The sequence below is a fragment of the Shewanella sp. 38A_GOM-205m genome (assembly GCF_000518445.1).
Lineage (GTDB): Bacteria > Pseudomonadota > Gammaproteobacteria > Enterobacterales > Shewanellaceae > Shewanella > Shewanella algae.
The window spans coordinates 24229-41743 of record NZ_JADP01000033.1 but is presented as its reverse complement, the minus strand read 5'-3'; the positions used below and the strand labels follow the sequence as shown (position 1 = coordinate 41743).

The window sequence follows — 17515 nt, the reverse complement described above, 5'->3', positions numbered from 1 at the left end:
TTGACCCTCTGTTGTCTATACGCTGCGGCCTAAGTCCGCGTAATTAAGGTCAGACTGTTTCTCTGACGAGGTAAGTCATGAAATTTGAATTGGATACAACTGATGGCCGCGCACGCCGGGGCCGATTGATTTTTGACCGTGGCACTGTCGAAACCCCGGCTTTTATGCCGGTTGGAACTTACGGCACTGTGAAGGGGATGACTCCGGAAGAAGTGCGCGCCACCGGAGCCGATATTCTACTGGGAAACACTTTCCACCTCTGGCTGCGCCCAGGTGAAGAGATCATGCGTAAGCATGGTGACCTGCACGATTTCATGAACTGGCAGCGGCCGATTCTTACTGACTCGGGTGGTTTCCAGGTTTTCAGTCTCGGTGATATCCGCAAGATCACCGAAGAAGGGGTGCATTTCCGCTCGCCCATTAACGGCGAAAAGATTTTCATGGATGCCGAGAAGTCGATGCAGATCCAATATTCGCTCGGCTCGGATGTGGTGATGATTTTCGATGAGTGCACGCCGTATCCGGCCACTCATGACGAAGCCCGCAAGTCGATGCAGATGTCACTGCGCTGGGCAAAACGTTCACGGGATGAGTTCGACCGCCTGGAAAACCCCAACTCACTGTTCGGGATTATTCAGGGCAGTGTCTATGAAGATCTGCGTGATGAAAGCCTCAAAGGCTTGTTGGAAATAGGTTTTGACGGCTATGCCGTCGGCGGCTTGGCTGTAGGGGAACCCAAGGCGGACATGCACAGAGTACTGGAGCATGTTTGCCCGCAGATCCCAACAGACAAGCCCCGTTATTTGATGGGGGTAGGCAAACCGGAGGATCTGGTTGAAGGCGTACGTCGCGGTATCGACATGTTTGACTGTGTGATGCCAACCCGTAATGCCCGCAACGGCCACCTGTTTGTCACAGAAGGTGTTATCAAGATCCGCAACGCGCGGCATCGTGACGACACATCACCGCTGGATCCGGAATGTGACTGCTACACCTGTAAGAACTACTCACGGGCGTATCTGTACCATCTGGACCGCTGTAATGAAATTCTCGGGGCCCGTCTCAATACCATACATAACCTGCGTTACTACCAAAGGTTAATGGAAGGTTTGCGCGGCGCCATTGAGACAGGTACATTAGACGCCTTTGTGAAGGACTTCTATGGTCGTCAAGGCCGTGAAGTACCTGAATTGGTGGATTGATTTTATTTGCTGATAAGAAGAGAAAAATATGTTTATTTCAAATGCTTACGCTAGTGCAGCCGGTGCTCCTCAGTCTGGCGGTACCATGGAATTGGTGTTCATGCTGGTGATCTTCGGTCTGATCTTCTATTTCATGATCTTCCGTCCTCAGTCCAAGCGTGTTAAAGAGCACAAAAATCTGATGGCGTCCCTGGGTAAGGGCGACGAAGTCCTGACCAGCGGTGGCATCATAGGCAAAATTGCCAAGATCAGCGACGAGAATGATTATGTTCTGCTGAGCCTGAACGACAGCACCCAGATCACCATCAAAAAAGATTATATCGCGGCGGTATTGCCAAAAGGCTCTATCCAGTCGCTATAAGCCAAGGGGGCTGAGGCGTGTTAAATAAGTATCCTTTATGGAAGAACCTGATGGTGGTGATTATCATCGCCATCGGGGCTTTCTATGCCGTACCTAACCTCTTTGGTGAGGATCACGCGGTACAAGTGGTGGGCACCCGCGGTGCGGATGTGACTGTCACTACCCAGACACAGGTTAACGACTTGCTGCAAAGCAAGGGGATAGGTGTCAAGCGTTCCGAGTTGGAAAACGGTCAGTTACTCGTCAGAGTCAACAATGCCGAACAGCAGTTGTTGGCCAAAGAAGCGATAGCCGAAGCCTTGGGTGACAAGTTCAGCGTGGCGTTGAACCTGGCACCGGCCACACCGGCTTGGCTCGAGTCTCTCGGTGGTTCACCGATGAAACTGGGTCTTGACCTTCGTGGTGGTGTGCACTTCCTGATGGAAGTGGACATGGGCGAAGCCATTCGCAAGATGGAAGAAGCCAAGATCGCCGATTTCCGCAGTCAGCTGCGGGAAGAGGGGATCCGCTACTCGGGTGTCAAGGCTACGGCCAAAGGTATTGAGATCAAGTTCCGCGATGCCGAGAACCTGGCCAAGGCCGAGAGTTTCCTGAAGAGTCGCTCCAACGATATGGTATTCAGCGATGCCAGCGAGGGCAGCAACTTTGCCCTGCTGGCCACCATGAGCGAAGTCTACCTCAAGCAGGTGAAAGAAGACGCTCTGTCGCAGAACATCACCACTATTCGTAACCGGGTGAACGAACTTGGGGTTGCTGAACCCGTAGTACAACGTCAAGGCGCCGAGCGCATTATCGTTGAACTGCCTGGGGTACAGGATACGGCTCGCGCCAAAGAGATCCTCGGGGCGACCGCTTCCATTGAATTCCATATGGTCGACGAGAAAGCCGACATGAACGCGGCGCAATCGGGACGGGTACCACCCGGTTCCGAGGTGTATCCTCGTCGTGAAGGCGGTATTGCCGTATTGAAGAAAGAGGTGATGCTGACCGGTGATCATATTACCGGCGCTCAGCCAAGCTTCGACCAATACAGCCGGCCTCAGGTGAGTATCAGCCTGGACGCCAAGGGCGGCAGTATCTTCTCCAACGTGACCAAGGACAACATCGGCAAACCGATGGCGACCCTGTTCATCGAGTATAAGGACAGCGGCAAGCGTAACCCTGACGGCAGCGTGAAGATGGATAAGATAGAGGAAGTGATCTCTGTCGCAACCATTCAGGCTCGCCTCGGCCGTAACTTTGTTATCACGGGTCTGTCTCATGGTGAAGCCCAGAACCTGGCGTTGCTGCTGCGTGCCGGCGCGCTGATTGCACCTGTATCCATAGTGGAAGAACGCACCATAGGCCCAAGCCTGGGTGCCGAAAACATTGAAAATGGGATGCAGGCGATGCTCTGGGGTATGGCCGTGGTATTGATCTTCATGCTGATCTACTACCGCGCCTTTGGTGTTATTGCCAACCTGGCGCTGTGTGCCAACCTGATCATGGTTGTTGGTGTTATGTCGATGATCCCGGGCGCAGTGCTAACTCTGCCGGGTATCGCCGGTATGGTGCTGACCGTGGGTATGGCGGTGGATGGCAACGTGCTTATCTATGAGCGTATCCGTGAGGAGCTTCGCGCAGGTCGCAGTGTTCAGCAGGCTATTCATGAAGGTTATGGCAACGCGTTCTCCACCATTGCCGATGCCAACATTACCACCTTCATCACCGCACTTATCCTGTTCGCAGTGGGCAGCGGCGCCATCAAAGGCTTCGCCGTGACCCTGATGATAGGTATCGCGACATCCATGTTTACCGCTATTGTCGGCACCCGGGCGATTGTAAACGCCATGTGGGGCGGCAAGCGCGTGAAGAAACTGTCGATCTGAGGAAGCTGATTATGTTGCAGATTTTATCATTTAAAGGCTCTATCAACTTCCTGCGTCACGCTCTGCCCATCAGTATTATGTCGGCAGTGCTGGTAGTGGCTTCCCTGGCTTCCCTGGCAACCAAGGGGATCAACTGGGGACTGGATTTCACCGGTGGCACCTCTGTCATCATGGAATTCAGTAAACCCGCTAACCTGGACGAGCTGCGTCTTGCCTTGGACACTGAGCTGACCTCGGGCGCCGTGGTACAGAACTTCGGTTCCAGCCGCGATGTGGTAGTGCGCCTGCAGGTGCGAGAAGGCATCAAGAGCGACCTTCAGGTCAAGGAAGTCTTCGCCGCTGCAGCCAAACAAGACCCGGCTGTGCAGCAAAAGAGTGTAGAGTTTGTCGGCCCTCAGGTCGGTAAGGAATTGGCAGAGCAGGGCGGCCTGGCGGTACTGGTTGCGCTTATCTGTATTCTTATCTACGTCTCTTTCCGGTTCGAGTGGCGTCTGGCCATGGGCTCGGTTGCCGCATTGGCGCACGACGTGATAGTGACACTGGGCTTGTTCTCCTTCCTGCAGTTGGAGTTTGACCTGACGGTACTGGCAGGCTTGCTGACCGTGGTGGGTTACTCGCTCAACGATACTATCGTAGTGTTTGACCGTATCCGTGAGAACTTCCTCAAGATGCGTAAGGCAACACCTGTGGAAGTGGTGAATACCTCAATCACCCAGACCATGAGCCGTACCATTATTACCACCGGAACCACGCTTATTACTGTGGTTGCGCTGTTCCTCAAGGGCGGCACTTTGATTCATGGCTTTGCCACGGCATTGCTGATGGGGATTTTGGTGGGTACTTACTCCTCCATCTATGTGGCGAGCTTCCTGGCAATTAAGCTTGGGATCAATCGTGAGCATATGATGCCGGTGGAAGTAGAGAAAGAAGGCGCCGATCAGCCCTCGCTGATGCCCTGATAAACCCAAGTTGAAAAAGCCACCTGCGGGTGGCTTTTTTGTGTCTGGATAGCTGGAAACGATTTTGAAGTCAGGCTCCCCAATCAGTTTTTGGTGTAGATTTGCGGTTTTGTTATCAAAAAGTAAATTCACTTAATTCTGTCACTCGACAGTCCAGGCGTTTATCAGTAGCATGGGCAGCGGATCCTTCCACAGGATCCATTCCTTAATTTCTCTGCTGCGGCAGAGCCTAAAGTTGTAGGAAGAAACATGGAAGAACGAAAAGTCATGGTAGCCGGTGGTAATCTGCTGCAGGCTCATACCTGGAAGGGAATGCTTGAGACCTCAGGATTGAGGGTCGAACTGCGTGGTGAAGCTCTGCTGGGCGGTGTGGGAGAGTTGCCGGTTGATATGCAAACCGTTGAACTTTGGGTCCCGGAATCTCAGCGGGAGCAGGCTCAATCGCAGCTGGCTAGTCTCAATGCCGATAGACCCCAGTGGCAGTGCCTGCAATGTCATGAATTCAACGATGCCAGTTTTGAGCTCTGTTGGCAGTGCAGCGCCGAACGCAGCGAGTGCCATAATTAAGTTATCGGTGGCACAGCCCGGGAGTGGCAAATGACAAACAGCCTTGATTTTATGGCCTTGGTCGAACAGGCAAGAGGCCAGGTCCGAGAGCTAAGCATTGAAGAGTATCAGCAGGACGACGGTTGGCAACTTATCGATGTACGTGAAGATCATGAGTGGCTCAAAGATCGTCTGCCGCTGGCCAAACACTTGTCCCGCGGCATACTGGAGCGTGATATTGCCAAGCGATTTCCGGACAAGTCGGCCGCACTGTTACTCTATAGTGGCGGTGGGCAACGCGCCTTATTGGCAGCACTGAGCCTGCAACAGCAGGGATACCGAAATGTGGCCTCGCTTGCCGGTGGTTATCGAGCCTGGTGCGCCCACGAACTGCCTTTGGTACAGGATTAATGCAATATTTTCCCCTTTTTGTTGATACATCGCGGATAAGAGTGCTGCTGGTCGGTGCCGGCGAAGTGGCCAGCCGCAAACTGGATCTCTTGGCCAGAACCGAAGCCGAAATTCACGTTGTGGCGCCCAAGGTGAGCGCCGAGGTGGAAGCCTATGCGGCCAGTGGCCGAATTTGGCTGTCGCGCCGATGCGCAGAGGAGCGGGATCTTGCCGAGCGGGAGCTGGTTTATCTGGCTACAGCCGACAGTCATCTGAACCAAACACTGGCGTCCAAGGCGCGCGAGCTTGGTGTATGGGTCAATGTGGTCGATACCCCATCCGAGTGTGATTTTATCACCCCCTCAATCGTCGATAGAGGGCGACTGGTAATGGCTATCAGCACAGCAGGCGCCGCGCCTGTGTTTGCAAGAGACTTGCGAGCCAAACTTGAAACTCTGCTGCCGCCGAGCCTCAGCCCTTTGCTGGACTTTATCGCCGAGCACAGAGAGGAAGTGCAGCAGCGCCTGCCTTCGGTGGATGCCAGGCGGCGCTTCTGGGAGCATTTCTTTAAGCTCAATGGTGACAGGTTTGACGCCAGCACCCGGGAGAATTTCGAGTTGAGCTTTGCCTCAGGTGAAGCCCAAGGGGAGTTACTGCTGTTGGCAGATGACTGTCATCTGCAGTTGTTGCCGCTGGCTGCGATGCCTATGTTGCAGCGGATAGACAGCCTGATAACAGATGCCGCCCCTACGGCTGAGTTGCTGGAGCTTATCCGCCGGGACGCGTCACGTACTGCGCCCATGGCAGACAGCGGCCTGTTGGCATCCTATCAAGCCGGTATGCGGATGTTGCGTCTTGCCGACGCAAACGAAGTCGCCAGGCTCAAGGCGGCGTTTCCGTTCGCCAAACATTTGCGCCCCGGCGCTATTTAACCCCTTTATTTCCTTATTGAGGCAGCATCAGCCTCTTTATCACAGAGAAGTTATCATGGCCTTGAAGGCGAGTATTTTTAAAGTTCAGCTCAGTATTGCTGACATGGACAGGCATTATTATCAGGATCATCAGCTGACCATTGCTCAGCATCCGTCGGAAACCGACGAGCGTATGATGGTGCGCTTGCTGGCTTTTGCGCTCAACGCCACTGACAGTTTGGCCTTCAGCAAGGGCTTGTGTGTCGATGATGAGCCTGAACTTTGGGATCGCGAGCTTAACGGTGATATTCGTTTGTGGGTCGAGTTTGGCCAGAGCGATGAAAAATGGCTGCGCAAGGCCAGCGGCCGCGCCGATGAAGTGCAGCTGTTTACCTATGGTGGCCGCAGCGTGCCTGTATGGTGGCAACAGAATCAGCATGCCTTTAACCGTTATGCCAACCTCAAGGTTTGGGAGATACCCGAAGAGCAGGTGAAGGAGATGGCGCAATTGGTCAGCCGCTCAATGAAACTGGGCTGCAATATCAGCGACGGGATTATTTACCTGAGCAGCGACAGTGCCAGTGTGATGGTGGAGCCTAAGGTGTTGAAGCCCTTGGCGCTGTGATTGTTTCGGTTGCTGCGAGTTGTTTTAAATAACAAGAGCCGCCTCAAAAGGGCGGCTCTTGGGTTATGCAGGTTTCCTGAGCTTAACCCTCTTCAGGGATCACCTCATCGACCTCGTTACGGCCTTTGGTCTTTATTATCACCAAGGCGGTTACCAGCAGGGTCACCACTATGCCGCTGATGGTGGATACTGTCATTGGCAGACCGGCACCCAGGGTACTGGAGTTGAGCAAGAAGCTTATCACTACCGTGGTCATAAACATCGCTGGAATGGTACAGATCCAGTGCAGCTTGTTGTGACGCAGCAGGTAGGCCGAGGCTGTCCACAGCATCATTACCGCTGTTGCCTGGTTGGCGACCCCGAAGTAGCGCCAAATTACACCGAAGTCTACCTGGGTCAGTATCGCCCCTATGATGAACAGCGGAATTGCCAGCATCAATCGCTTGGGCATCTCTGTCTGAGGCATATTGAAATACTCAGACAAGATCAGCCTGGCGGAGCGGAAGGCGGTATCGCCGGAAGTGATAGGCAGAATGATGACTCCAAGCACCGCCATAAAGCCACCGACAGCACCGAGAAGACCGGTTGATGCACTGTAAACCACGTTGGCAGGGTTGCCGTCCATACCGGCTTTAAGCCCTTCGACGCCGTCGAAGAAAGACAGAGCCGCGGCACACCAGATAAGGGCGATGATACCTTCGCCTATCATGGCGCCGTAGAACACGAAGCGGCCATTGGATTCATTTTCAACGCAGCGGGCCATCAAGGGAGACTGAGTTGCATGGAAACCTGAAACGGCACCACAGGCGATGGTGATGAAGAGTGCCGGCCACAGTGGGGCATTGTCCGGATTCAAGTTCTGCAGGAAGTCACCGGCTTCAAAGCCCGGCAGCAGAGTATGCTCACTGGACAGCACTATGGCTATGGTCAAACCGACAGACATGAACAGCAGCAAGGCGCCGAAGAAGGGATAGAGGCGACCTATAATTTTGTCTACCGGCACTATGGTGGCAATCAGGTAGTAAACAAAGATGATGCCGACAAACAGGCCGACGCTGCCGCCGGTGAGTTTACCGAGCAAGCCGGCCGGAGCTGAGATAAACACCACACCCACCAACAACAGCAATATGATGGCGAAGATGTTCATAAAATTCTTGGCGCCTTTGCCAAGGTATTTACCCGCCAGGTTAGGCACTGACTGACCGCCGTTACGTACCGACAGCATGCCGGAGAAGTAGTCGTGTACTGCACCGGCAAAGATACAGCCGATAACAATCCACAACATGGCCGCCGGGCCGTAAAGGGCCCCCAGAATAGGACCGAAAATAGGGCCCACACCGGCTATGTTCAGCAGTTGGATAAGGTAGACTTTGCCTTTGGACATGGGCACATAGTCGACACCATCTGTTTGGGCGTAGGCGGGTGTTTGTCTTTTATTGTTAATCCCGAATATTTTTTCTACAAAAGTACCGTAGATGAAGTAGCCGCCGATCAACAGACCGACACACAGCAGAAACCACATCATAGTTGTTATCTCCCCGATTTGAGTTGACGCAATTGTAAACACTTTGGTTACAAGGCCCAGCGGGAACTGGGTTAGCGGTCAAAAGTCGGGGGTGAGCGGTTATCTAGGGCGCCGAGCGGTTGTTAGCTTGTGCTTTACTGGTAACCAAACAGCTGTTTTAGCGGCTTGAGAAAGCGTCTCGATACCGGGATCTTGGCGCCGCTGCGGGTGGTGACCTCGGCGCCTGTTTCCAGCAGTTCTATCTCGGCAATGGCGGTGGGCGCCACTAGATACTGGCGATGGCATCTGAGCAGCGGGGTTTTTTCTTCCAGCAGCTTCAGTGTCAACTGGGTATGAACCTTCTCCCTGGCGGTCGCCACATGCACCCCACCGAGATCGCTGAAGACAAACTCCACCTCGGTGACAGGGACCACCTTGAGACGGTTGCCGCTGAAGCAGGGCAGGTGTTGCAGTTGTTGCGGCGCTATGGCCGACAGCGACTGAGGTCTGAGATCCCGGCGAAGCTTATCCAGGGTTTGGCTGAGGCGCTTCTCATCCAGGGGTTTGAGCAGATAGTCGAAGGCATGGTTATCGAAGGCCTTGACGGCAAATTCATCGTAGGCGGTAACAAATACTACTCTGGGCATATTGTCTGGATCCAGCATGGCGATAAGCTCCATGCCGCTGATCCTTGGCATTTGAATATCCAGGAACAGCAATTGAGGCTTGAGCTTGGCTATCGCTTGCATGGCCTCTATGGCGTTGCCACATTGGCCGAGAATTTCAATGTCGCCGGCCTGAAGCAGCAGCTCTGCCAACTCTTCTCGGGCAAAAGGTTCGTCATCGACAATAAGACAAGTGATCACAGGGCTGTTTCCGTTATGGGTAAATGTATGCTGACTCTAGTGTAACTGTCGCGCCGGCATTCGACACTGACACCGTAATCTGTACCGAAGAGATTCTGTATTCTTTTGTGCACCAGGTTCATCCCCAGGCCGTCGGATTCTTCGGCGGGTTGATAGAGCCCTGCATTATCCGTGACTTCCAGTATGAGTCTGTCATCGGTGCGGCGGCCTTCTACCTGAATACGGCCAGTGTCTATCAGATGCGAAGTGCCGTGTTTGACCGCGTTTTCTATGATGGGTTGCAGGGTAAAGGCCGGTACTCTGATGGCCAGCAGAGATTCGGGAATGGCGATATCTACCTCGAGCTTATCAATGAAGCGGGCTTTTTCTATGGTGAGATAGGCTTCGATATGCTCAAGCTCATCTCCCAGGGTCACCAGGCCGGCAGTACGCTTGAGGTTAATCCGTAAAAACTGACTCAGCTGTTGCAGCAAGGTTCTGGCCATGGGCGGATCGCGACGAATGATAGCCCCTATGGTATTGAGCGCGTTGAACAGGAAATGCGGGTTGACCTGAGCTTGCAACAGTTTGAGCTCGGCCTGGGTCAGCAGGTTTTGCTGCTGCTCGAAACGGCCATAGAGAATCTGATTCGACAGCAGGCGGGCGATACCTTCCCCCAGAGTACGGTTGATATTGAGAAACAACTTGTTCTTGGGTTCATACAGTTTAATGGTCCCTATGACCTCGTTGTCGCTGCGAAGCGGGATCACCAAACTGGAGCCTAATTTACAACCGGGGGAGATGGAGCAGGCATAGGGAACCTCTACTCCGTCGGCAAACATCACCTTATTCTGTTGTATGGCATCCAGGGTTATTTGGGACGATATCAGAGTGCCGGGCAAGTGGTGATCGGCTCCTATGCCGATAAAGGCCAGGAGTTTTTCCCTGTCTGTGATGGCCACAGCGCCGACACTGGTTTCCTCTATGACTATCTTGGCAACCTGGGTGCTGGTTTCCTCGTTGAAGCCGGAGCTCAAGAGTCCCACACTGCGCTCGGCGATTTTCAGTGCCTTGGTAGAGAAACTGGATGAGAGCTTATCGAACATGGTTTTTTGGTCCCGCACTATGCTCATGAACAGGGCTGCGCCTATGGAGTTGACCAGCAACATGGGTGGGGCTATTTGGCGCACCAAATCCCAGGCTTCATCAAAAGGCTCTGCCAGTAGCAGGATAATGCTCATCTGCATCATCTCGGCATAAAAGGTGATAAGACACACCAGAATGGGATTGAATACCAACTCGGCCTTGCCCTGACGGCGCAGATAATAGCTGATCATCCCGGCGGATAAACCTTCCAGGGTGGTGGAAACCGCGCAGGCCAGATCGGTAAAACCACCCAAGCTATACCTGTGTAAACCTCCCGTCAGGCCAACCAGCAAACCTGTTGTCGGGCCGCCGAGCAGGCCACCGAGTACGGCGCCCATGGCGCGGGTATTGGCGATGGCACCATGGGTCTGCTCACCAAAGTAAGTGGCCATGATGCAAAAGCTGGAAAATACCAGATAGAGAAAGATCTTATGGGGCAGCCGGGTCGATGCCTCGGTAAACAGCTTGAACAAAGGGGTCTTGCTGACCAGATAAACAATCACCAAATACAGGCTCATCTGTTGTGTCAGCAATAGAATAAGGGACATGAAAACTCCTCTTGCGCAAGCAAACCGCCGCCATAATGACAAACAAGTTGCGCAAAATCAGGGAATGCTGCAGCAAAATCCGTTAAAAATCGGCAGCGACTCATTATTTTGTGGAGGATACATGAATTCTTCGGTACATGGCCATCAGGTGCTGCAGTTGTTGCTGGAACAAACCGCTCCCATTCAGAGGAACAATCTCAAGGCACTGATGCAGGAGCGTTTCGGTAAAGACGCCCGTTATCATACCTGCAGCGCCGAGGGAATGGATGCCGACGCCTTGCTCAACTTCCTGGCCGCCAAGGGCAAATTTATCGAATCACCTCAGGGGCTGAGCACCCTTGAGAGCAAAATTTGCCGTCACTGAGTTTCGCCTGCCTCATCTCGGGCGATCATTTCGGCCTGGGCTTTATCGCTCAGGTTATGAAAGTCGCGAATGAAGATCCGCAGCAGCCTGGATTTGGCAATACCTGTCTTACGGGCGATGCTGTCCAGCTGGCTGATGCTGGCTTCGGTCAAGGTAAAAGTGGCATGGCGATAGAGACGGGTGGATTTTTTATCCAGACCCGTTTGGGATTTGGCGGCCGCTATCCCGGTTAAGCGGCTGGGTTTCCCATGAGCATAGTTGTTGGCATCTTCGATAAAATCCTCGACAGAGACCTTCTTTGCCTTGGGTTTGATCTTTTGGCGTTTGAGATCAGTTAAGCTCATAAGAGTTTTCCGGCGGAATGGCTAACAGCTCGTCGGCGATATTGCGAATTTCCTCGGCGGCTTTTCCATCGGGCTCAATTTCGATGACCGAGGAGCCTTTTTCTTCGCTGTCATCATAAATGTTACGGCTGAAGGTCACTGAATCCAGCACCCTGAGACCGAATGAGTTGACCACATCCTTGGCTTCAAGAATGCGTTTGAACTGTGAGGGCAGGGCCGGGCATTGGGTCAGTACAATTGTCGCCACCATCTTGGGATTGACCATCTTACAGGTGCTGAGCATATCTTCCATATGCGGCAAGGTCTTCAAATCGCGCCGCTTGGGCCTCAAGGGGATCACCACATAGCTGGCAACCGACATGGCGGCGCGCATTGCCAGGTTGTCCTGACCGCCACAGTCGACTATCACATAGTCGAAACGTTCATCGAGACTCAGGAGATCGTTGCGGATCTTGCCGTAGAGCTGAATACAGTTGATGGCCGGCAGGGAAGGGTCATTGTTACGGGCCTGGATCCAGTCGGATGTGGTGCGCTGTGGGTCACAGTCGACCATCAGTACATTGGCCTGATATTTCTGGGTAATGTGTACAGCCAAATTCTGGGCCAGGCAGCTCTTGCCACTACCACCTTTCTCCCCACCTACGAGCAGTATCATGAATTTTCTCCCCGTGTCCTCGGTACTTATGTTGAATTAAAGTATAGAACACCCCGGATACTGCGTCGGAGTCTAGATAAGTTGCATAGCGATGTGAAAACTCTTTGGATGACTCTCGCTGCAACGGCACACCTGTCCTTTTACAGTGTTTTGGGCATCGGTTCCGGCATGGAAGGTCACGGATACCAGTTCTCCCAAGGCAAAAGGCTGACTGTATTCAAACAAAATTCCCCGTCTGGACAGATCGATACAGACACCATCGTCAATGTGCTCATTGCCCGCTTTATCCAACCAATGAAGCCTGATCCGCTCCGCCTCCAGATCGACTCGCAGTGATCTGCGTCTTTCGATAAAGTCATCCAGATTTTCATCCATGTCGGTCCCCTTTAATTCAATGGATAGTCGGCAGTTTCCCATGCATTATCTAAGTTAGAGTCACTCGTTGCCGTGTATGCATCCAAGGCCAAGGTCGAACTACCCTGATAAACCTTTCTTGCCCTATTTGCCACCACAGCTTTTATTTTTGCTGAGTGAGTCAACTCTCATGTGCAATGGTATAAGTGTTTTAAAAATAGCATAGATTTGTCGGTAACTGCGGCCGGTTATCTCGAGCCGATAAAAAAGAACCCGGCGTTTGCCGGGCTCATTGAATTCAGTTGTCATACTCTTGATTCTTGGGGTAGGGCATCTTCAACTGCCCCCAGCGGATCACTATTACGGTTGCCGCCAGTACCAGGGTCGAGATTGAAATGGCTACTATGCGCCAATCCTCCATCGACTTCATATCCAAAATTAAGTAACGGGCCAAAGCTACAATCGCGATATAGAGTGGCATACGTACAGGCAACTTGCCGGACTCGGCATAATTGGCCACCATTGCCAACACTTCCAGATAGATAAACAGCAACAGCAGATCGGCAAGGGCCACAGCCCCCATTTTGAAGATATGCACTATCTCCTGGCCAATGGCGACGACTGTGGCAATGGCAATAACAATCAACACCAGATGTTCGACGGCTTTAAGGCTCTTAGAGCCGTATTTGCGATACAGTTCCATGAAAACTCCCTGAAATCATTTCCTAAATAGTATCAGCAAATTTTCTGCCTGCCGCGAAATCTGTGTGATAGCTTTCACAGAACCTTTAACCGGGGCGGCCATCCAGCCTCGCTCGGCAAAGGATTGGTGCGTAAAGCAAAACAAAAGTGGCAAATGCCATCAGCCAGCAGATAATCGCGCCCATCAGCAAGATTTGGCTTACCTGGGGCACAATAGCTGCCGTAACCCGCAATATTGCAGCCAGTAATATCAAGCCAAAGGCGGGTATCATGGGCCAGGCAATCTGCAGCGGTCTGCCGGAATGCCCCAAAGATACCCTCGCCATCATAGCCAGGATCATTCCACCCATACCGCCAACGGTCAGGGCATGAAACCCCAACATCATCTGACCGCTGACACCGATAATCAGCAGCCCGATCGGAATACACAGGTAACTCAAATGCAGTGACCACAGCAGTGGTACCTTGAGACTGGCGCGCCAGCCCCAACGAGCCCAGCGCAGCAGTAGCGCAGCACCTGCCAGCAAGGCCAATGCTTGTGTCAGCCAAGGGTAGGGTAAAAATAAACTGATAAGCATCAGGGGTAAGGAGGCGAAGCTGAGCGCTTCGAGTAAAGGGGTTGGCGCCTTGCGGTTAAAGCCGGTGGCGCGCTCGGTAAAGAAGGGGATCACCCTGCCACCGAGTAATGCTACCAGGAGAATGACCAGCAGCGCCGCGGCTTGCAGTGCTTTTTGTGCCAATCCGGGCTGTTCAAGGCCGAGATAAGAGAGGAGGTTGGCACCGAAGAGCAATAGCAGCAGAGGCACAAACACCAGGTTGCGCCACTGTTTTACTCGGATTACAGCCAACCCGAGCAGTAGCGCCGTGACTGGGAAGAAGGCCAGATCCAGCAGCATTACCAAAGTAAAAGGGGCTATGCTGGCATCGAGCAAGAGTAGTCTGGGAGCCAGCCATAGACACCAGAGCAGCAGCAATGGCCAGCCTCTTATACCTGGAACCCCTGTCCAGTTTTGAACTGCTGTTAACAAAAAGCCCGCGACAACAGCGCCTGTGAAGCCGAACAGCATTTCGTGACCATGCCACCACAGAGGGTTAGCGTGGGGCGTCAATGGTGCTTGACCACTGAGTAACGCTCCCCAAAGTAAGAGTGACAACAAGCCGAACAGGCTGGCGCCGAGAAAAAAAGGTCTGAAGCCCAAACGGAAGAGCGCCAGCGGAAACTGCTTGTTGGCCGGTTCATCGATGTTGAGGATGCCACCCTGAGTGTTGCGAGTGCCGGATTTGCTCATAGTCTAGCCTTAAATACCCAAACAAAATACTCGGGTATTTTAAGGTGTAATATAAATGCATGTAAATATATCCAAAGAGTTATCTGTATGAGAGACTGAGGGACGATCCCCATCCTTGGTTATTCCGGCTTGGCTCGGCCAGAGCCTTATTGATTTAATCCTGTTTGATTCAATCTGATTTACTTGAACGGATTGAAGTCCGCTCTATCTTCTTGGCGTTCAGGCGTAAAAAAACCGCCATAAGGCGGTTTTTACCAACAGACTTCAGCACTTAGCAGCCTATTGCGATGTTTGCTTAAGCACTTGTCTGATAACTTACTTCAGAGCGTCGCTCAACAGGGGACGGAAGCGTTTGACCAGCAGGCTGGTGGCTTTAGGCGCACCGGCAACGATATTGCCAGAGAGCAGATAGTTGTGACCACCACTGAAGTCGGTAACTGTACCACCGGCTTCACGAACAATCAGATCGCCGGCAGCAATATCCCACGGCTTGAGGCCCAGTTCGAAGAAGGCGTCTACACGACCGGCAGCCACATAGGCCAGATCCAGCGCGGCTGAGCCGGCGCGGCGCAAGTCGGCACACAGAGAGAAAGTCTCGCCAAACAGCTTCATATAAGTTTCAGTATGCTGACGGGCCTTGAAAGGGAAGCCAGTGGCAACCAGACTAGCGCCCAGATCGCTGACATTGTTTACACGGATACGGAAATCATTCAGCTTGGCCCCTTTACCACGTACGGCGCTGAACAGTTCATCGCGAACAGGATCATAAACAACGGCAACTTCAGTCTTGCCTTTGTACTGCATGGCGATGGAAACGGCGAAGTGAGGTACACCATTAACAAAGTTATTGGTGCCGTCCAGAGGATCAACAATCCACAGATAATCTTGGTTGGTGCCGCGGTTTTCGCCATTTTCCTCACCCACTATGCTGTGGTCAGGATAGGACTTGCGGATCTGATAGATAATTGCTGCTTCTGCTTCCTTGTCTACACTGGTCACAAAATCGTTGACACCTTTGGCATCGACTTCAATACGGTCGAGTTCGGTGTAGGCACGCATAATAGTTTGGCCCGCAGCGCGAGCAGCGCGCACGGCAATAGTCAGCATCGGATGCATTGCAATCCCCTGGATGTTAAAGAACGGACAAAAATTCGGCGCAGATTATACCCTAGTTGTCAGTTATATCAAATGGCGATTTTTCTATAAGCAAAAAAATGTGCCTGTGGTACCATCCGCCTCCTGATTTTTTTATTTTTGAAGTTGTTCCATGCTCTCCAATATTCGTGTCGTCCTGGTAGGTACCACGCATCCCGGAAATATAGGTTCTGTGGCCAGGGCCATGAAAACAATGGGATTATCCAACCTTTATCTGGCGGAGCCCAAAGTTGAGCCAGATGGCCAGTCCATTGCGCTTGCCGCCGGTGCCTCCGACATTCTCAAACATCTGGTCAAGGTCGATAGCCTGGAAGAGGCGATTAAAGACTGCAGCTTGGTGATTGCCACCAGTGCCCGCAGCCGCACTCTCGACTGGCCCGTGCTCGAACCCCGTGAAGCGGGCAGTAAATTGGCGCTTGAGAGCAGTCAGGGCCCGGTTGCCATTGTCTTTGGCCGTGAAAGCCATGGCCTGAGCAACGAAGAGTTGCAGAAATGCCACTATCATGTGTGTATCCCCGCCAACCCGGAATACAGCTCACTCAACCTGGCTCAGGCGGTGCAGCTTATCTGTTATGAAACCCGGGTGGCCTGGCTGGAGAAGCATCAACAAGCCGAGCAGGAGCTGGTTGAGTATCCCAGCAGTGAAGATCATGAGCGTTTCTTTGAACATCTGGAACGGACACTGCAAAAAACCGGCTTTATTATCAAGAATCATCCGGGACAGGTAATGATCAAGCTGCGGCGCCTGTTCACCCGTGCCAGAATCGAAACGCAGGAGATGAACATACTGCGCGGGATCCTGACATCGGTAGAGAAAAAGGTCGACAGCAAAGAAGAGTAATCCGAGGAATCAAGATGGGTGTGATAGCCAGACTGAAAGAGGACATAGGGTCCATTTACCATAGGGATCCTGCGGCGCGCGGTGCGCTGGAAATATTGCTCAATTACCCGGGTATGCAGGCCATTTGGCTGCACCGTATCAGTCATAAGCTGTGGAAGGCCAATTGGTGTTTTCTGGCGCGCTGTTTGTCCACCTTTTCCCGTTGGCTTACCGGGGTGGAAATACACCCGGGCGCAACCATAGGTCGGCGCTTCTTCATCGACCACGGCATGGGAGTTGTTATAGGGGAAACCGCCGAGATTGGCGATGATTGTACCCTTTATCACGGAGTGACCTTGGGAGGCACCACCTGGCAAGCCGGTAAACGTCATCCAACCCTTGGCAATAACGTGGTCATAGGAGCGGGGGCCAAGGTGCTGGGCCCCATTACCATGCATGATGGTGCCCGGGTTGGTTCCAACTCTGTGGTGGTCAAAGACGTGCCCAAGGACACTACTGTTGTGGGTATTCCTGGCCGGGCTGTCACAGTGGCGTCGGCTCAGTCCAAGGAAACCAGCGAGCGTCGCAGCGCCATGGCCAAGAAATATGGTTTTGACGCCTACGCCGTGTCACCCGACAACCCCGACCCTGTTGCCAATGCCATAGGCCAGATGCTGGACCATATGCATCTGATGGACTCCAAAGTACAGGAAGTCTGTCAGGCGGTTCAGAAAATGGGTGGCAGTGTTTGCACCGAGCGCCTGCCTGAGTTGGATGTGGGCGAGTTCAGCGAGGCCGAAACCGCTGCGGCGGAAAAGCGCCAGCAGGCAATGGATGAGTTTGATCCCATAATCTGATACTTAATGGCTATTTTGTGGGCTTTTGCCATTGAATAATCGCGGCGAAAAAGGTTAAATACCCCACCAA

The 17515-nt window shown here is 52.8% G+C and carries 20 protein-coding genes; 11 read left to right on the top strand and 9 right to left on the bottom strand.

The features are described 5' to 3' along the window. The first annotated feature begins 77 nt into the window (after positions 1-77). The 8 genes from tgt to N512_RS0116625 all read left to right on the top strand — a co-directional run bounded on the left by tgt (position 78) and on the right by N512_RS0116625 (position 6862). On the top strand, positions 78-1202 hold the full coding sequence (tgt, locus tag N512_RS0116660) for a tRNA guanosine(34) transglycosylase Tgt (RefSeq protein WP_028781041.1): 1125 nt from the start codon (positions 78-80) through the stop codon (positions 1200-1202). Between the two features lie 28 nt (positions 1203-1230). Next, positions 1231-1563, top strand: a complete 333-nt coding sequence (gene yajC / locus N512_RS0116655) for a preprotein translocase subunit YajC (protein ID WP_025011473.1) — start codon at positions 1231-1233, stop codon at positions 1561-1563. A 17-nt stretch (positions 1564-1580) separates the two neighbouring features. Next, a complete protein-coding gene (gene secD / locus N512_RS0116650) occupies positions 1581-3431 on the top strand; it encodes a protein translocase subunit SecD (RefSeq protein ID WP_028781040.1) in 1851 nt (616 codons plus the stop codon). Between the two features lie 11 nt (positions 3432-3442). Continuing rightward, positions 3443-4390: a protein translocase subunit SecF gene (gene secF / locus N512_RS0116645; protein ID WP_028781039.1), complete on the top strand. Its 948-nt coding sequence runs from the start codon at positions 3443-3445 to the stop codon at positions 4388-4390. Between the two features lie 249 nt (positions 4391-4639). Further along, complete coding sequence (locus tag N512_RS0116640) at positions 4640-4957, top strand: putative signal transducing protein (protein ID WP_025889448.1); 318 nt, start codon at positions 4640-4642, stop codon at positions 4955-4957. Positions 4958-4987: 30 nt separating this feature from the next. Then, a complete protein-coding gene (locus N512_RS0116635; protein WP_028781038.1) occupies positions 4988-5347 on the top strand; it encodes a rhodanese-like domain-containing protein in 360 nt (119 codons plus the stop codon). Further along, positions 5347-6258, top strand: a complete 912-nt coding sequence (locus tag N512_RS0116630) for a precorrin-2 dehydrogenase/sirohydrochlorin ferrochelatase family protein (RefSeq protein ID WP_025889451.1) — start codon at positions 5347-5349, stop codon at positions 6256-6258. The genes N512_RS0116635 and N512_RS0116630 overlap by 1 nt, the downstream gene beginning before the upstream one ends. 55 nt (positions 6259-6313) lie before the next feature. Continuing rightward, on the top strand, positions 6314-6862 hold the full coding sequence (locus tag N512_RS0116625; RefSeq protein WP_025889452.1) for a YaeQ family protein: 549 nt from the start codon (positions 6314-6316) through the stop codon (positions 6860-6862). Between the two features lie 82 nt (positions 6863-6944). On the opposite strand, the gene N512_RS0116620 is transcribed toward N512_RS0116625, so the two are convergent. From N512_RS0116620 to N512_RS0116610, 3 genes are all read right to left on the bottom strand, one after another. Next, a complete protein-coding gene (locus N512_RS0116620; RefSeq protein ID WP_028781037.1) occupies positions 6945-8387 on the bottom strand; it encodes a carbon starvation CstA family protein in 1443 nt (480 codons plus the stop codon). A gap of 134 nt (positions 8388-8521) precedes the next feature. Then, on the bottom strand, positions 8522-9232 hold the full coding sequence (btsR, locus tag N512_RS0116615; RefSeq protein WP_025889454.1) for a two-component system response regulator BtsR: 711 nt from the start codon (positions 9230-9232) through the stop codon (positions 8522-8524). Further along, positions 9229-10905: a sensor histidine kinase gene (locus tag N512_RS0116610; protein ID WP_028781036.1), complete on the bottom strand. Its 1677-nt coding sequence runs from the start codon at positions 10903-10905 to the stop codon at positions 9229-9231. Before N512_RS0116610 ends, btsR begins: the two co-directional genes overlap by 4 nt. A gap of 121 nt (positions 10906-11026) precedes the next feature. On the opposite strand from N512_RS0116610, the gene N512_RS0116605 reads away from it, so the two are divergent. After that, positions 11027-11269, top strand: coding sequence for a YecH family metal-binding protein (locus tag N512_RS0116605; RefSeq protein WP_028781035.1), 243 nt, complete (start codon positions 11027-11029; stop codon positions 11267-11269). Here the strand turns inward: N512_RS0116605 and N512_RS0116600 are convergent. The 6 genes from N512_RS0116600 to suhB form a co-directional block, all read right to left on the bottom strand. Then, a complete protein-coding gene (locus tag N512_RS0116600) occupies positions 11263-11613 on the bottom strand; it encodes a hypothetical protein (protein ID WP_025011483.1) in 351 nt (116 codons plus the stop codon). The two genes, N512_RS0116605 and N512_RS0116600, sit on opposite strands and share 7 nt — an antisense overlap. Then, positions 11600-12268: an AAA family ATPase gene (locus N512_RS0116595; RefSeq protein ID WP_025011484.1), complete on the bottom strand. Its 669-nt coding sequence runs from the start codon at positions 12266-12268 to the stop codon at positions 11600-11602. Before N512_RS0116595 ends, N512_RS0116600 begins: the two co-directional genes overlap by 14 nt. Before the next feature lie 72 nt (positions 12269-12340). Then, positions 12341-12643 (bottom strand): PilZ domain-containing protein, encoded by a 303-nt coding sequence (locus tag N512_RS0116590; protein ID WP_025011485.1) that lies wholly within the window; start codon positions 12641-12643, stop codon positions 12341-12343. 277 nt (positions 12644-12920) lie between these two features. After that, positions 12921-13325: a phosphate-starvation-inducible protein PsiE gene (locus N512_RS0116580; protein ID WP_028781034.1), complete on the bottom strand. Its 405-nt coding sequence runs from the start codon at positions 13323-13325 to the stop codon at positions 12921-12923. An 85-nt stretch (positions 13326-13410) separates the two neighbouring features. Next, positions 13411-14577 carry an NnrS family protein gene (locus tag N512_RS0116575; RefSeq protein ID WP_028781033.1) on the bottom strand — a complete coding sequence of 389 codons (1167 nt, stop codon included), beginning with the start codon at positions 14575-14577 and terminating at the stop codon, positions 13411-13413. Positions 14578-14928: 351 nt separating this feature from the next. Beyond that, on the bottom strand, positions 14929-15729 hold the full coding sequence (gene suhB, locus N512_RS0116570; RefSeq protein ID WP_028781032.1) for an inositol-1-monophosphatase: 801 nt from the start codon (positions 15727-15729) through the stop codon (positions 14929-14931). Positions 15730-15880: 151 nt separating this feature from the next. On the opposite strand from suhB, the gene trmJ reads away from it, so the two are divergent. Both trmJ and cysE read left to right on the top strand, forming a co-directional pair. After that, positions 15881-16609 carry a tRNA (cytosine(32)/uridine(32)-2'-O)-methyltransferase TrmJ gene (gene trmJ, locus N512_RS0116565; protein WP_025889458.1) on the top strand — a complete coding sequence of 243 codons (729 nt, stop codon included), beginning with the start codon at positions 15881-15883 and terminating at the stop codon, positions 16607-16609. 14 nt (positions 16610-16623) lie between these two features. Further along, the gene (cysE, locus tag N512_RS0116560) at positions 16624-17445 is read left to right on the top strand and encodes a serine O-acetyltransferase (protein ID WP_025011488.1); all 822 of its coding nucleotides are present in this window, start codon (positions 16624-16626) and stop codon (positions 17443-17445) included. The last annotated feature ends 70 nt before the right edge of the window (positions 17446-17515 follow it).

Excerpts from the sequence above, each read along its gene's own strand:
- tgt (WP_028781041.1), top strand. The coding sequence starts at position 78 with ATGAAATTTGAATTGGATACAACTGATGGCCGCGCACGCCGGGGCCGA.
- yajC (WP_025011473.1), top strand. The coding sequence starts at position 1,231 with ATGTTTATTTCAAATGCTTACGCTAGTGCAGCCGGTGCTCCTCAGTCT.
- secF (WP_028781039.1), top strand. The coding sequence starts at position 3,443 with ATGTTGCAGATTTTATCATTTAAAGGCTCTATCAACTTCCTGCGTCAC.
- N512_RS0116640 (WP_025889448.1), top strand. The coding sequence starts at position 4,640 with ATGGAAGAACGAAAAGTCATGGTAGCCGGTGGTAATCTGCTGCAGGCT.
- N512_RS0116635 (WP_028781038.1), top strand. The coding sequence starts at position 4,988 with ATGACAAACAGCCTTGATTTTATGGCCTTGGTCGAACAGGCAAGAGGC.
- N512_RS0116630 (WP_025889451.1), top strand. The coding sequence starts at position 5,347 with ATGCAATATTTTCCCCTTTTTGTTGATACATCGCGGATAAGAGTGCTG.
- N512_RS0116625 (WP_025889452.1), top strand. The coding sequence starts at position 6,314 with ATGGCCTTGAAGGCGAGTATTTTTAAAGTTCAGCTCAGTATTGCTGAC.
- N512_RS0116620 (WP_028781037.1), bottom strand. The coding sequence starts at position 8,387 with ATGATGTGGTTTCTGCTGTGTGTCGGTCTGTTGATCGGCGGCTACTTC.
- N512_RS0116610 (WP_028781036.1), bottom strand. The coding sequence starts at position 10,905 with ATGTCCCTTATTCTATTGCTGACACAACAGATGAGCCTGTATTTGGTG.
- N512_RS0116605 (WP_028781035.1), top strand. The coding sequence starts at position 11,027 with ATGAATTCTTCGGTACATGGCCATCAGGTGCTGCAGTTGTTGCTGGAA.
- N512_RS0116600 (WP_025011483.1), bottom strand. The coding sequence starts at position 11,613 with ATGAGCTTAACTGATCTCAAACGCCAAAAGATCAAACCCAAGGCAAAG.
- N512_RS0116595 (WP_025011484.1), bottom strand. The coding sequence starts at position 12,268 with ATGATACTGCTCGTAGGTGGGGAGAAAGGTGGTAGTGGCAAGAGCTGC.
- N512_RS0116590 (WP_025011485.1), bottom strand. The coding sequence starts at position 12,643 with ATGGATGAAAATCTGGATGACTTTATCGAAAGACGCAGATCACTGCGA.
- N512_RS0116580 (WP_028781034.1), bottom strand. The coding sequence starts at position 13,325 with ATGGAACTGTATCGCAAATACGGCTCTAAGAGCCTTAAAGCCGTCGAA.
- suhB (WP_028781032.1), bottom strand. The coding sequence starts at position 15,729 with ATGCATCCGATGCTGACTATTGCCGTGCGCGCTGCTCGCGCTGCGGGC.
- trmJ (WP_025889458.1), top strand. The coding sequence starts at position 15,881 with ATGCTCTCCAATATTCGTGTCGTCCTGGTAGGTACCACGCATCCCGGA.
- cysE (WP_025011488.1), top strand. The coding sequence starts at position 16,624 with ATGGGTGTGATAGCCAGACTGAAAGAGGACATAGGGTCCATTTACCAT.